Origin of the sequence: Chroogloeocystis siderophila 5.2 s.c.1 (assembly GCF_001904655.1) — a bacterium.
In the GTDB taxonomy this organism is placed as follows: domain Bacteria; phylum Cyanobacteriota; class Cyanobacteriia; order Cyanobacteriales; family Chroococcidiopsidaceae; genus Chroogloeocystis; species Chroogloeocystis siderophila.
The window spans coordinates 127,725-140,667 of sequence record NZ_MRCC01000005.1 but is presented as its reverse complement, the minus strand read 5'-3'; the positions used below and the strand labels follow the sequence as shown (position 1 = coordinate 140,667).

Here is a 12,943-nt window from a genome sequence, read left to right as displayed (position 1 = left end):
GAAAATTTACTTTGTGGAAATTAAGCGATGTTGCTGACTAGAACAAATGAGCTAGCTTTCATCGGCTATTTTAATTTCAACACGCTGCCTTTACCTCAACTTAACCGAGGTATCATGCAAATTTCAACCCAAATAACCTTGACAAATTAGTAAACAGTTCCCTGATATTGTAATGAATTCTATATCCGAGTGACAGCCCACACGGAAGAATTTAATTTGATAAAAGTAAGGATGCAAAAGAGAAAAAACGCTAGGAATGTCTCCTTGTAAAGGCTTGGGCTTGTTGCCACAAAGTATCTACCGTTACAAATTGATAGCCTTGATGCAGCAATTGAGGCACTAACTGCGCAGTCGTTGCGGCGACATCTTGCCCACCACACACGCCATCGTGTAAGACAATCATCGAGCCATTACTAACTTGCTGAAGTACGCGCTGCACAACCGTTGCAACTCCTGGGCGTACCCAATCTTCAGGTACAACACTCCACATAACAGCGCGATATTGCCATTGATTTAAGGAATTTAAGATTTGTGGAGTAAATAACCCGTTGGGTGGTCTGACATCGCGAACCGAATTAGGGTCGATACGGCAAGCTTTGGCGATCGCATCTTGTGTAGCGCGTAAACTTTGCTGAAGTTCAACTGTCGTGAGAACTGGAAACGACCGATGATCGTAGCCGTGAAGTCCAATCCAGTGTCCGCGATCATAAACTTGCTTAGCAGTAAACGGCGCGCGATTGACGCACGCGCCTAACCAAAAAAAACTGGCTGGGATAGCATAGTAATCCAAGACTTCGAGCAATTCGGGCGTGTAGGTCGGGTGTGGACCATCATCAAAAGTCAGCGCGATGGTTTTTAAGTTAGGGTTGCCAGCCCAAAGACAGTGCGGAAAGGTGGGTTGTAAAATTCGGTAAAGGATTGGAAAAAAAGGAGCCAACTGCATTGTGATTGTTTGGAATTCTGTAGTGAGTGTGAGTAGGTTAACGGTTTGAAGAATATTTTGAGAGTTGTGGTTGGAATGATGAGCGCGATCGCCCTCACAAGCTGCTCCACTATGACGATTGACCAGTATGAAGCAACAGCACAAACGACTTATACCTGGCAAGTTAGGTATTCGACGAGTCCGAGCGATAAGCTACCACGCTTTGAAACGTTTGCTACCACTTCTTTACTCAATCGCAACGGTCAACAGCCTGCTGCCGCAGTGACAGGACCCGATGACCAAGGTTTGTGGTGGCCTGCATTACCACCTCGACCAACGGTCGATCAAATTGAACAAAGACAAAGACCGCAAGAAAAACCCAGCACACCTGAATTATTAAAATCTGTAAATTATCAAATCACGTATATCGAGGGTAGCAAACAAAGAACCCTCCCAACTAACTCTCAGGTCTATCGTCAGGTCGTAAAAGCCTACCAATCACAACGTCCTTTACGCTTAACTTTAGGAGTCAACAATGCTTCGGTGGAAAAAGCTGAACCGCTGTAGAGGTCAGAGATCAGTTGATAGTGAAGATGTGGAAAGACTTTGTCAACTATCAACTGTCAACTTAGCGTGTTCGATGTCCTAATTACCTCAACGAGACTGCTATATGTATAGTTGATGTAAATGAGTGGAAGATGTACGGATATCTGCCCAGATGACGAATAATACTAGAAACGCGCATCATAGAAGAAAGAGTCAACCGCGGGAGATAGAGTTATGTTTCTGCCACTCGGTTTTGAGCAGCGATCAGTGCTGACTTCACTTGGCAGAATGGTTTACTACACTGCAAGTGATACGCCTTGGCGTCAAACATCTGAAGACGACAATCGAGAACGATTAGTTTTTTTGCACGGTTTTGGTGGCGGTTCTTCTGCCTATGAATGGTCAAAGGTTTATCCGGCGTTTGCGGCAGAATATCAGGTAATTGCGCCTGATTTGATTGGGTGGGGGCGTTCGGAGCATCCTCCGCGCAATTACACGATTGATGATTATCTGACGATAATTACGGAATTTCTCGAACAAACCTGCGATCGCCCCGTTACAGTTGTGGCATCTTCGTTAACCGCAGCGTTTACAATCCGAGTCGCGATCGCGCGCCCAGAATTATTCAAATCGTTGATTTTGACTACTCCTGCGGGATTATCTGATTTTGGTGAAAACTACTCGCGGAGTTTCTTTGCGCAGATAGTCAGCACTCCGATTTTAGATCGCTTGCTTTATAGTGCTGGAATTGCTACTAGTAATGGCATCCGCAGCTTTCTTGAGCAACGTCAGTTTGCGCGCGCCAACCGGATCTACCAAGAAATTGTTGAGGCTTATTTAGAGTCAGCACAGCAGCCGAATGCTGAGTACGCAGCACTTTCGTTTGTCCGTGGCGACTTGTGTTTCGATTTATCGCTTTATGTGCCGCAGTTGCGCGTTCCTACCGCGATTATCTGGGGTCAAAGGTCACAATTTACAGGTCCAGAAATTGGACGCCGATTTGCAGCGATGAATCCCCAAGCAATTCGCGTATTTCAATCGCTCGATGACGTTGGGCTAACACCGCAATTGGAACTCCCAGCGGTCACAATCGGTCTGATTCGACGTTTTTTGCCCATCCTTACGCAGGATACAGAGCCACAGGAGGTAGAAGCCAGAGGTTAAGCAAATGTCATACCCTGACCTCTCGCCCCTAGATCATGTCCGAACGTCAATTACGGTAGCGTTAAAGTTGTAGTTAAAGCCTTCGAGTTCGACGGGCATACCAATTTTCAGCTTACTGTTGCCTAATACGGGTCCTGTACTGGTAATTTGCGCCCTACCGTTGAGCGTTAATAGCATATCAGTGCTGAATTGATTGGCGCGCGGATCGGACATCTCTCGAATTGAACCATCAGGTTGGGGTACAAGGATAGTTCTAGGTAGTTGTTTAACCGATTTAACTTCAATCTGACCGTAAGGCTGGTTACGAATAATAATGTTGGTTTTACCTCCTTCTTTCAATCCTTCGCTGAATAGTTGTTGAGGATCGCGGACGTTTAAACCCCGAACAACTAAATCAACTTCGATGGGTTTTGTTGTTACACCAACTTGCGCAACCGAACCGGAAGTTCCTGGAAAGAAAAAGATGCCAACGATCACTAGGAGGATTACTAAAGCAGCCCCTAAGTCGAGAATACTAAGCTTGCCAAACAAGCGTCCTTTAGAATCCAAAATAGCCATGATTCTTAAAAGTTAACTACCGTCGCCCAGCTTATCACGTCTGCTGTCGGATGTTAGGTTTAGTTGCAGATTATGTTACTCGATAAACTCGATAAAGTCGCTAATTGGTTAACAGTAAGGCTCACTACTATTTTGTTTGAATTGCAACATATAGACAAATCATAACGTCTGGTATTTTAGTGATTTTCATTTTCAGCAGCGTCGTTTACTCGAAAAATCTTGGGTAGGAAGAGCATTATGATCGCTGTTCATCTCGTTTTAGCTTCAGCAACGGAGTATGTTTAATTTTTCTTTTATTTTGCATCGTTTCCGACGTCGCTTAATTTATCCGCTATTGTCGCTGTTTGTGGTGCTGGCGCTGTTGTTGGGTACGCCAGCGGTATCACAAGCGTTTTCGATTTTTGATTTGCTCATTCGTGGAGTTCAAATTATTCAGCTATCAAACATCTCTGACAGTCAAGAAGTTCAGCTAGGAAGACAAATTAATCAACAACTTGTCAGCCGCGAAGTTCGTCTCTATCGCAATTCTGATATCAATCGCTATATCAATCAAATTGGTCAACGGTTAGTTCCGGCGAGCGATCGCAGTGGAATTCCTTATACGTTCCAAGTCGTTGATGATAATGGTATCAATGCTTTTGCAACAATGGGTGGCTTTGTCTATGTCAATACGGGTTTAATTCGACTCGCTGACAATGAAGCCCAACTCGCTAGCGTACTTGCGCACGAAATTGGTCACATCGCAAGTCGTCACGCGATTCAACAGATGCGTCAAATGGCAATCGCGGGTGGTGTTGCTTCGGTTGCGGGCTTAGATCGTAGCCGTGCTGTCCAAATTGGTGTAGATTTAGCACTACGGCGTCCGAACAGTCGTGAAGATGAGTTTGAAGCCGATCAACGTGGATTAGCGAACTCTAGACGCGCAGGTTATGCTCCATCGGCGACGATCGCTTTTATGGAGAAACTCCTTAGGCAAAACGGGCGATCGGTTCCGACTTTCCTGAGTACCCACCCCGCAACGGGCGATCGGATTACGCGGCTACGCAATGCGATCGACTCGCAAACGGCTAATGTCGGAGATGGCTTAGATACTGCGGCTTATCGTGCGAGGATTCGACCGTTGTTATAGCCGTGCTGAAGCACGATTTACGACGTCTATCGGGTTAACTGCGGTAACAATTTCAGTTAATGGTAAAGTCCGCAAGACGTTGCGAAATACGTTTACCTGATAGACTAGGCTATTTGTGATGTCTAGTCCAGTTAACCAGCCGCTTTTACGATGATATGCACCGGTGTCAATGTCCAACCAACCTCTACCTTGGGCAATTTCTCCAGAGTTTACTCCTGGTAGAGTAAAGGTGATCGTATGTCCAGTAATGATGAGTTTATCGGGAAAGTAGGGTTCAAGCATACCATGAAACTCATCGCGTACCCAGCAAAACTGTTCAGCGGATTGTTTCTCTAGCGGAATTTTGGGGTTTACCCCCGCATGGACTAACCAAACATCTCCTAAGTCTAAGTATGTTGGTAGATTTTGCATCCATTCCGCATGACTTTGAGGAATTGTAAAGTCTTTGTAGCTACTTAACGTCGCATTGCCCCCACTATACAACCATGCTTGCTTCATGTGGTTTGAGGCACGATCGCTCAGAACGTTGAGTAACATCTGTTCGTGATTGCCAAGTAAGCAAGGGTAAGAATTTTGTTGTACAAAGTCTACAACGAGGGCGCTTTGTGGTCCTCGATCAATTAAGTCCCCCAAAAAGTATACTTCGTCGCTGGTTCCAGGGGCGATCGCTTCTAGTAGTTTGATTAAACCGTCATAGTGACCATGAATATCGCCTATGACAATGCGACGGTGGCTTGTCTCGCTCATGCGATAACCCCGTAAAAAATATAACTTAAGTGTTTAAATATAATTTGCATAATGGGCGCTGCCTCAACTCATCAATTTGATGTGAAGCAGTTATGCACAGACATAGTTTCATTCTAGTAGTTTCTCGGAGTAGAAATTTAAAGATTTGCCAGTATTTTATTAAAGTATACGTATATTTTTTTACGGCACTCTTGATAGAGAACGCTATCATTATCCGTTAATATAACTACAGTTTAAATGAGGAGAAACACTGAAATTTTCCGGTTTTATCTACTTTTATACCCAAATTTACGGTTGTCTTGTTTCAAACTCCTCAAGAATTTTCTGGCGATCGCTCTTGTATAAATTCTCTAGTGTCGCTCCCGCCTCCAAGCCAGAGCCAAAGGTTTACGCGTGCAGTTGTTACAAATTTTACGACTAGCAGGAAAAACTTAACACTGAGTTTAATATTATAAAGAAAGATTAAATTGAACTGGAAACTTATTCTGGACGTGCTACTTCTTCCAGTCAATAACTTCAAAATTTGTTAAAAATTTTGAGATTTTAGAAATCTGGAGAGAAATTGCAGTACATTCATTCTCAATCGTGACTTGATTGTAGTAGGATTACATATGTTTTCAGCTTCTTTTCTCCCCTCGATTTTAGTTCCGTTAACTGGCTTAGTATTTCCTGCTGTTGCTATGGCATTGTTGCTCATCTACATTGAGCGTGAAGATCCATCAGGAATCTAAGGGTCAAGGCATTGCCCCGTCCATAATTGGAGCTATAGCTTAATCGTTAATTACCTTCAATAATGAGCTAAAAACCGCTTATCTTAGTAAGATAGGCGGTTTTTCCTGCAATGTTGCCAATTAACTACAGTTGTATTACTTGGCTATGATTCATTTAGTAAATTGCTCTATAAAGAAGAGCCTAAGTGAGTGTAAGAACCGTAGAAGAAAGTTCCTACAATCGTGATTACACCCAAACCGGCAATGGTCGCAACAACCCATAAAGGAATTCGTCCACTTCCAGACACAGCTTAATTCTCCTTCAGCGATAACAATTTAAATTGACAAAGACACGGCACAAGTTTCAACTAGTTAAAGAAATAGCTAGAAAACAGGATACCGAGAACGAAAACGAGTAGTAAACCGAGGTAAAGTGAAGTGCGGTTTAGTTCAACAGGTTGGTTGTTAGGATTCGGTGTTCTTTGCGGGGGCATAAGTTCCTCCTAGCGTTGAATAAACTGCATAGCGGCGATCGCACCCAAGAAGAAGATCGTTGGTACAGCCAGGGTGTGAACCGCCAGCCATCTTACCGTAAAAATTGGATACTGAATTGGTTGATTGATGTTACTTCTAGTATTACTCGTCATGATTTTGAATTAATCGTTGCTATTGATAAATTGTTTAATCTCTTGTTTTGCTTGATAGCGATCGCCAATGATCGGCAATTCTTGTCGCTCTTGGGGATAGTACTCGTTAGGTCGAGGTGTGCCAAACACATCATATGCTAGACCTGTACTAACAAACAGCCAACCAGCAATAAATAAAGCTGGAATGGTAATACTATGAATAACCCAGTAACGTACACTTGTAATAATATCCGAAAACGGACGTTCTCCTGTTGAGCCTGACATTGTGATTTCCTCCCGCTACAACTCTTATGACTAAATTATCCTATGAAACCTTAAGAAAAAGTAGCTAACCCACTATCTTTTCGCTTATTAGGTACCAATGCTTAGAGCATTGCTAGAACGCAGAGACACGATAGGAAAAACTACCTTTGTATTACATAATCTGGCTTCATTCATCTTTTGAGAATCATTTCATGCAGTTGCACTCGATCCTTGATATTTGAGCAAAACTCCGCGTTGACCGACAATAAATCCCTTTTCTGGTGTCAGAAAAACTATTTTGTAAAGGTTAGAAGGAACTTCTTCTACATCGCGGTCTTTTTGCCAAGTTTTACCACCATCAAAACTACATAATAAATTGCCGCTACCTCCCGCTATCCAGATTTCTTCTGGAGTCCGATATGCTAGATCCAGCAAACCCCAACTCGTAGAAAACTCAGGGTATTGAGCTTCTTCCCATTCATCAGGATTATCAGGTTTAGTAAATTGCACTTGACCACCACGTGCTAGCATCCACAAGCGCCCATCTGGAGCAAAACCCATATTCTGTACGCGGCGGGAACTATTGCGGTTATGCCCTTCCCAAGCTTCTTTACCAGGTTCCCAAACCGAATAAAAATTTCCTTTTGCCGAAACCGCCAAGTACCTGCCATCTGCGGCGCGGGCAATATTACGGACGACGCCAACAGCTTCTTGCACCATTGCTTTCCAGGTTTTACCGCTGTCGGTTGTGCGATAGATTGCGCCTACATCCGTCGTCATTTCGGCTGCGTGCGATCCTAAAGCAACGATCATGTTGGGATTTCCAGGAAGTTTCTCACTCAAAGGAATTTGTTCCCAAGATTTTCCGCCATCGGTAGTGTGTAATAAAAGCCCCGGTTCACCGACAATCCACCCTTCTTGTCCTGCAAAACTCACTGAAGAAAAAAGATAGTTCTGCTCACCTAAATCTAAGGTTCTAGGTTGCCAGGTTTCCCCACCGTCGGTTGTTTCCAAGAGTGTTGCCTTACTACCTACAAGCCAGCCATGTTTATCGTCGGTGAAGGCAATATCTTGAAGGTTAGATTCTGTTGGTACAGTAATCACCTTCCACGGGTTATTACTGATGGAAGGCGTGTTACTACACCCAACACATACAACACATAACAGAATAACTGTTAATAAAACAATGGCTCGTTGCCAAACTTTGAATAATGAACGCATTAGTATCTGTATATCTTGTAACAAAAATCAAAAAATTAAGGATCAAGGTTCAGCCGTTAGAGCAAGAGAAAAATTTTCCATTGTAAGTTTATAGCTTACCTAAGACGAGTGAAATTTGGTTCAAGACAACAATACGTCCTGCTCTCTGAACCCTGAGCTATATCAATCAAGAAGCGGACTTATTTTAGCCCATAAAGGCTCATAAACAACAAAAAACCTAGTGCCAAACCGCCAAAAATCAAAAGATTTTTTTGGGCTGGGGTTAGCTTGTTTACGCCAATACCATAGCCAAGATTTGATTCAAAGCCAGAGGCTTTTCCAGTCGGACCAATATTTTCAAATTGGGAAGTCCTTGCGCCACAAACAGGACACCGCCAAGAAGATGCTAGTTCTGTAAAAGGTGTGCCAGCAGGAACCTCTTCCTTGCTATCTCCCTTTGTCGGTTCATAAACGTAGCCACAGACGCGACACTCATAGCGATCTAGTCCTTGGCTCTCTACAACTGATTCGCTCATAGCAAAAGACAAAGTGGATAATGTGGGGGCAATTCTTAAATATACGTTAAAAATTATGACACAATTTCACTTTAGTTATTACCTTTGGCTATCTAGCTGAAAACTCAGTTTAATCAGTTGGTGTTAAGTTTTGCCAGGCTCCGTAACCACTGGGGATATATAATGTAAAAGTAAGTAACAAAATTATTTACATCAACAATTGTGTTTGTTCTTAGTGGTTACGAGTACCTTTTAGGCTTCCTATTAGTCTGTAGTCTGGTGCCTGCACTTGCGCTTTCTGCATCTAAGCTACTGCGACCAAGTGGTGGTGGTCCTGAACGGCGCACTACCTACGAATCGGGCGTAGAACCTATCGGTGGAGCTTGGATACAATTCAACATTCGCTACTATATGTTTGCCCTGGTCTTTGTGATCTTCGATGTGGAAACAGTCTTTTTGTATCCTTGGGCGGTTGCTTTCCATCGACTAGGGCTTTTGGCGTTTATTGAAGCTCTCATTTTTATTGCAATTCTGGTTGTTGCCCTTGTCTATGCCTGGCGCAAAGGAGCCTTGGAATGGTCATGAATCCAACTAACATCACGAACCAAGCGAATGATGGGTGGGATCAACAAAAAGAGAAGATCCTCAATCCTATTGAGCGCCCCACAGTTACACAAGATCTCTCAGAAAATGTCATCCTGACAACAGTCGATGACCTTTATAACTGGGCAAAGCTATCGAGCTTGTATCCGCTATTGTTTGGTACAGCTTGCTGCTTTATTGAGTTTGCGGCACTAATCGGCTCAAGATTTGATTTTGACCGCTTTGGCTTAGTTCCGCGTTCGAGTCCGCGACAAGCCGACTTGATCATCACTGCCGGAACAATCACGATGAAGATGGCACCTCAACTTGTACGTCTGTACGAGCAAATGCCTGACCCAAAATATGTCATCGCGATGGGTGCTTGTACGATTACGGGCGGTATGTTTAGCGTTGATTCGCCAACAGCGGTAAGGGGTGTTGATAAGCTTATGCCTGTAGATGTTTATCTCCCTGGCTGTCCACCTCGTCCAGAGGCAATTATGGACGCGATTATCAAGCTACGTAAAAAAATCGCCAACGAATCACTTCAAGAGCGGGGTCAAGTTAAGCAAACACATCGCTACTACAGTACAACGCATAGTATGAAGAGTGTTGCGCCGGTGCTTACGGGTAAGTACCTCCTCTCAGAGACGCGCACCGCAGCACCAAAAGAATTAACTGAAGCAATAGGAATGCCTATACCACCTGCACTTCAAGCAGTTGAAAAGGAGGAAGCAAGCCGTGGCTGAAGAACCCGAAAAGTCAGAAGCAGTTGAAAGCAGTGAAGCATCGCAGATCGTCGAAGCGGGCAAGATTTCGCAATGGTTGAGTGAAAATGGCTTCGAGCATGAATCGCTGGAGCCTGATCATTTGGGCGTAGAAATTATTAAGGTAGAGAGCGAGTATCTCTTACCAATCGCTACGGCGTTATATGCTTATGGGTTTAACTATTTGCAGTGTCAGTGCGCTTACGATTCGGGACCTGGACAAGATTTGGTAAGTGTTTATCACTTGATTAAAGTCAGTGACAATGCTGACCGACCCGAAGAAGTACGGCTCAAAGTCTTCTTACCTAGGGAAAATCCGAAGGTACCTTCGGTGTATTGGATTTGGAAAACTGCCGACTGGCAAGAGCGAGAGTCTTATGATATGTTCGGTATCATTTACGAAGGACATCCGAATCTCAAACGTCTCCTCATGCCAGAAGACTGGGTAGGTTGGCCGCTAAGAAAAGACTATATTTCACCTGAATTCTACGAATTGCAGGATGCTTATTAATTAATTGAACAGTTGTCAACAAGACACTATTTGCTTAACGTAAACGCGATCGCACCGTGCTGTTTCTACGCCGCTGGCAGGCTGATATCCATAACTTTCGTACAGCTTGACCGCCGTAGTTAAAACACTCGCAGTTTCAATCCAGATCTGTCTAAAACCACGTGCCGCGATCGCTTTTTCCAGCTGTTGTAATAAGTACTTTCCTAATCCTAAGCCTCTAACATGAGGCAGCAAATACATCTTCCGGATTTCTACTGCTTGTTCGCCACGCATTACAGGGTAGTATCCGCCCGTACCAACCAAGCGATCGTCTTGTTGAATGACCCAGAACTCGCCTTTTGTTGTTAGATAATAGTTTTCAACATCGACAACATCACAATCGGCGGCATGAGGCTCAAAATCAAGATGGTACTCGGCAAGAACCGAGCGGATAATGTCAGTAACAGGAGTGCGATCGCTTGGTTGCCAGTCGCGAATCAAAAAGTTTTGATACACCGCTTCCATTCACACTCCTTCAACTACAAATCGTAGAAGCAAAGGTGCAGTTAGCTGCGAGCCTCTTACGTCTATCACGTCACATGAGTTATCTCATTATAGTGCTAGAATTTAAGCGCTCCTAAGTTGACGGTGGTACCAGCAGCGACACCGATCGCATTCGCAATATCAGCAGGTAGCGGTTCGCCGCGCCCAATCGCTGGACTACCTGATTTGAGGCGAAAGTCATTGTCATTGGCATTCACAAAGAATGGGTCGCTGGAGTTAACCACATCAAGACTGTTCGATTCTAGACCTGTTGACGACTGGAAGCTTGCTAGCGAAGTGAACGATTGCGAACACTGGCTGCTACTGAGTCCCCATATCAGATTTGCTGGTTTTGTAGCCGAAGTTCGATAGTACGCGTTATTGTTTGTTGTTGGCACCATCAAGCTCGATGGTTCTTTGACTGGACAGCCAGAAGCAAAAAACATCGTACCACTAGAGTTCCAAAAGATGTTGTTTTTGACAATCGTGTTGCGTGTCACCCACGTGATTCCTTTGGAGATTTCGTTAGATTTGGTATTATTGCGCGAGGTTTCTTGAACTAAAAGATTAGCTTGGTTGCGGGCAAGCGTGTTGTTGTAGATGCGTGCGCTTGAGGAGTTGAGAATAATAATACCTGCGGGTGCATTGCCACTAATCACATTCGAGGCAATGATGGCATTATGCGATATTTCCATCGAAATGCCATTGCTGCTGTTGTTGCGAACCACGTTATTCACCACGGTCGAATTGGTTGAGGACTCATCAATCCACAAGCCGATTGACTTGTTGTTGTTGACCGTGTTGCCACGCATCACCGCACCATCGGTCCAAATTATTTTCGCACCCCCAGCACTCCAAGACTTCGAGAAATTTTCGGTGTTATTGTGGCTAATCACGTTGTTTTCCAACTGCAAGCGGTGTGAACGCACACCGTTGACTCCTCGGCGACCGTTGTAGCTGATTGTATTACCGCGTAGTTTGGCATCAGAAGATTGAACTATAAGACCATCCAGACCATTCCAGGCAAGGGTGCTGTTTTCCACGGTGATTCCCGATGCACCAATTTTGAGTCCTTGATTAGCGTAGTGTGCTAAGCCTAGTCCACGGATAACTGAGCCTGAGGCAGCACTATTCCATGCCATAATGCCTTCGGTTTGCGTCGTAGCTTCTACCGTTTTGCCACTAGGGTTCGTGCCAATATAAAGCTTATTGTTACGACCATCAACAAAGAATGTTCCAGGTCCGACATTCGCTTTGCTACCCACTTGCTTGAGTGCCACGCCATTGATGTACACCATGTCCCGATGTCCTGCCATCGGATACTTCGGATCAATTGCTTTGCCTTCTTCAACTGGTAAAAACGAGAAGTTCCAACCATCTTTACGCCAAATACTGCCTTCTTGCACCCAACCATCAACCACCGTGCTACCTTTGAGCCACGGTTGCTCATTCGGATATGCTTGCAATGTCAAGCGCTTATTTAATGCGATTTGCACGTTGCGATACGTTCCACCACGAAACACAATTGTTGCCCCACTTGGTGCCGATGCGATCGCTTTGGCTACTGGCCATGGCGAGTCTGCTGATCTTCCTGAATTACTTTCGCTACCTGTGGGCGATACAAAGTAAGCACCGCTGGGAATTGCGTAGTTCGTGTTTTTGATGTTGAGTGTCGCGGAATTTGCTTTTAGTGGTATTGTCGCTAATCCTGCTAGCAGTAGATGCGTGAGTATGAACCAACAAACACGTTTGTCGCCTTGATTGTTCATCATTGCTCTCCAGATTCTTTGGTATTCGACATTTATTCTGCTTTGGCACTGCTGCGTGCAGTTTGTTCGCTTATTGTCATTGCCCTTTTGCTGGTTGCCGATGAAGCGCTGGCACACGGCTTCAATAACGAAATCATTTCACAGCTATCGTTGTCGAAGTTATCGCTATTTAGAGTTATTGATAACCTTCTCAATAAGATGAGCCGTGTCACTATCAATTCCTATAAATTATGAGTTGTAATCTAGATAAACAGGTTACTTAAAACGACTTATTAAGCAAGTTCATAACCTTCTTTATTTTTAGGCATAAAAAACTACTTTCTGTAATTAAGTGGTGCCACCTGGCAAGCCAGAATACAGAAAAATATCTGCTGATTACTTGTTACCTTAATCAAGGAACTTATTTGAGAT

The 12,943-nt window shown here is 44.1% G+C and carries 19 protein-coding genes; 8 read left to right on the top strand and 11 right to left on the bottom strand.

Annotation, left to right across the window (positions count from 1 at the left end):
• Positions 1-250: 250 nt before the first annotated feature.
• Positions 251-943 (bottom strand): polysaccharide deacetylase family protein, encoded by a 693-nt coding sequence (locus tag NIES1031_RS07200; protein ID WP_073548791.1) that lies wholly within the window; start codon positions 941-943, stop codon positions 251-253.
• 66 nt (positions 944-1,009) lie between these two features.
• Here NIES1031_RS07200 and NIES1031_RS07195 point away from each other — a divergent pair, with 66 nt between their 5' ends.
• On the top strand, positions 1,010-1,489 hold the full coding sequence (locus tag NIES1031_RS07195; protein WP_236738758.1) for a hypothetical protein: 480 nt from the start codon (positions 1,010-1,012) through the stop codon (positions 1,487-1,489).
• 213 nt (positions 1,490-1,702) lie between these two features.
• On the top strand, positions 1,703-2,632 hold the full coding sequence (locus NIES1031_RS07190) for an alpha/beta fold hydrolase (protein ID WP_073548789.1): 930 nt from the start codon (positions 1,703-1,705) through the stop codon (positions 2,630-2,632).
• A gap of 33 nt (positions 2,633-2,665) precedes the next feature.
• Here NIES1031_RS07190 and NIES1031_RS07185 read toward each other — a convergent pair whose 3' ends face one another.
• Positions 2,666-3,190 (bottom strand): DUF4330 domain-containing protein, encoded by a 525-nt coding sequence (locus NIES1031_RS07185; RefSeq protein WP_073548788.1) that lies wholly within the window; start codon positions 3,188-3,190, stop codon positions 2,666-2,668.
• A 277-nt stretch (positions 3,191-3,467) separates the two neighbouring features.
• Between NIES1031_RS07185 and NIES1031_RS07180 the strand changes: the two genes are divergently transcribed.
• The gene (locus NIES1031_RS07180) at positions 3,468-4,319 is read left to right on the top strand and encodes a M48 family metallopeptidase (protein WP_073548787.1); all 852 of its coding nucleotides are present in this window, start codon (positions 3,468-3,470) and stop codon (positions 4,317-4,319) included.
• On the opposite strand, the gene NIES1031_RS07175 is transcribed toward NIES1031_RS07180, so the two are convergent.
• On the bottom strand, positions 4,314-5,066 hold the full coding sequence (locus NIES1031_RS07175; protein WP_073548786.1) for a metallophosphoesterase family protein: 753 nt from the start codon (positions 5,064-5,066) through the stop codon (positions 4,314-4,316). The two genes, NIES1031_RS07180 and NIES1031_RS07175, sit on opposite strands and share 6 nt — an antisense overlap.
• A 611-nt stretch (positions 5,067-5,677) precedes the next feature.
• On the opposite strand from NIES1031_RS07175, the gene psaI reads away from it, so the two are divergent.
• Positions 5,678-5,797 carry a photosystem I reaction center subunit VIII gene (psaI, locus tag NIES1031_RS07170; RefSeq protein WP_015188887.1) on the top strand — a complete coding sequence of 40 codons (120 nt, stop codon included), beginning with the start codon at positions 5,678-5,680 and terminating at the stop codon, positions 5,795-5,797.
• A 167-nt stretch (positions 5,798-5,964) separates the two neighbouring features.
• Here psaI and NIES1031_RS07165 read toward each other — a convergent pair whose 3' ends face one another.
• The 6 genes from NIES1031_RS07165 to NIES1031_RS07140 all read right to left on the bottom strand — a co-directional run bounded on the left by NIES1031_RS07165 (position 5,965) and on the right by NIES1031_RS07140 (position 8,402).
• On the bottom strand, positions 5,965-6,084 hold the full coding sequence (locus NIES1031_RS07165; protein WP_015188886.1) for a photosystem II reaction center protein J: 120 nt from the start codon (positions 6,082-6,084) through the stop codon (positions 5,965-5,967).
• A 60-nt stretch (positions 6,085-6,144) separates the two neighbouring features.
• Positions 6,145-6,270 carry a photosystem II reaction center protein PsbL gene (gene psbL, locus NIES1031_RS07160; protein WP_015188885.1) on the bottom strand — a complete coding sequence of 42 codons (126 nt, stop codon included), beginning with the start codon at positions 6,268-6,270 and terminating at the stop codon, positions 6,145-6,147.
• A gap of 9 nt (positions 6,271-6,279) precedes the next feature.
• Positions 6,280-6,423: a cytochrome b559 subunit beta gene (psbF, locus tag NIES1031_RS07155; RefSeq protein ID WP_015188884.1), complete on the bottom strand. Its 144-nt coding sequence runs from the start codon at positions 6,421-6,423 to the stop codon at positions 6,280-6,282.
• Positions 6,424-6,432: 9 nt separating this feature from the next.
• Positions 6,433-6,687 carry a cytochrome b559 subunit alpha gene (gene psbE / locus NIES1031_RS07150; protein WP_015188883.1) on the bottom strand — a complete coding sequence of 85 codons (255 nt, stop codon included), beginning with the start codon at positions 6,685-6,687 and terminating at the stop codon, positions 6,433-6,435.
• 189 nt (positions 6,688-6,876) lie between these two features.
• Positions 6,877-7,887, bottom strand: a complete 1,011-nt coding sequence (locus tag NIES1031_RS07145; RefSeq protein ID WP_073548785.1) for a photosynthesis system II assembly factor Ycf48 — start codon at positions 7,885-7,887, stop codon at positions 6,877-6,879.
• Between the two features lie 179 nt (positions 7,888-8,066).
• Positions 8,067-8,402 carry a rubredoxin gene (locus NIES1031_RS07140; RefSeq protein ID WP_015188881.1) on the bottom strand — a complete coding sequence of 112 codons (336 nt, stop codon included), beginning with the start codon at positions 8,400-8,402 and terminating at the stop codon, positions 8,067-8,069.
• Between the two features lie 201 nt (positions 8,403-8,603).
• Between NIES1031_RS07140 and ndhC the strand changes: the two genes are divergently transcribed.
• Genes ndhC through NIES1031_RS07125 form a run of 3 tightly spaced genes read left to right on the top strand, consistent with a single transcriptional unit; the run spans position 8,604 to position 10,241 of the window.
• On the top strand, positions 8,604-8,966 hold the full coding sequence (ndhC, locus tag NIES1031_RS07135) for a photosynthetic/respiratory NAD(P)H-quinone oxidoreductase subunit C (protein WP_015188880.1): 363 nt from the start codon (positions 8,604-8,606) through the stop codon (positions 8,964-8,966).
• Positions 8,957-9,712: an NADH dehydrogenase subunit K gene (locus NIES1031_RS07130; RefSeq protein ID WP_073548784.1), complete on the top strand. Its 756-nt coding sequence runs from the start codon at positions 8,957-8,959 to the stop codon at positions 9,710-9,712. The genes ndhC and NIES1031_RS07130 overlap by 10 nt, the downstream gene beginning before the upstream one ends.
• A complete protein-coding gene (locus tag NIES1031_RS07125; RefSeq protein WP_073548783.1) occupies positions 9,705-10,241 on the top strand; it encodes an NAD(P)H-quinone oxidoreductase subunit J in 537 nt (178 codons plus the stop codon). The genes NIES1031_RS07130 and NIES1031_RS07125 overlap by 8 nt, the downstream gene beginning before the upstream one ends.
• Positions 10,242-10,256: 15 nt before the next feature.
• On the opposite strand, the gene NIES1031_RS07120 is transcribed toward NIES1031_RS07125, so the two are convergent.
• Both NIES1031_RS07120 and NIES1031_RS07115 read right to left on the bottom strand, forming a co-directional pair.
• The gene (locus tag NIES1031_RS07120; protein ID WP_073548782.1) at positions 10,257-10,745 is read right to left on the bottom strand and encodes a GNAT family N-acetyltransferase; all 489 of its coding nucleotides are present in this window, start codon (positions 10,743-10,745) and stop codon (positions 10,257-10,259) included.
• A 95-nt stretch (positions 10,746-10,840) separates the two neighbouring features.
• Complete coding sequence (locus NIES1031_RS07115) at positions 10,841-12,535, bottom strand: right-handed parallel beta-helix repeat-containing protein (protein ID WP_236738747.1); 1,695 nt, start codon at positions 12,533-12,535, stop codon at positions 10,841-10,843.
• On the opposite strand from NIES1031_RS07115, the gene NIES1031_RS23670 reads away from it, so the two are divergent.
• Entirely contained in the window at positions 12,521-12,766 is a 246-nt protein-coding gene (locus NIES1031_RS23670) for a hypothetical protein (protein ID WP_143167724.1), read from the top strand. The two genes, NIES1031_RS07115 and NIES1031_RS23670, sit on opposite strands and share 15 nt — an antisense overlap.
• The last annotated feature ends 177 nt before the right edge of the window (positions 12,767-12,943 follow it).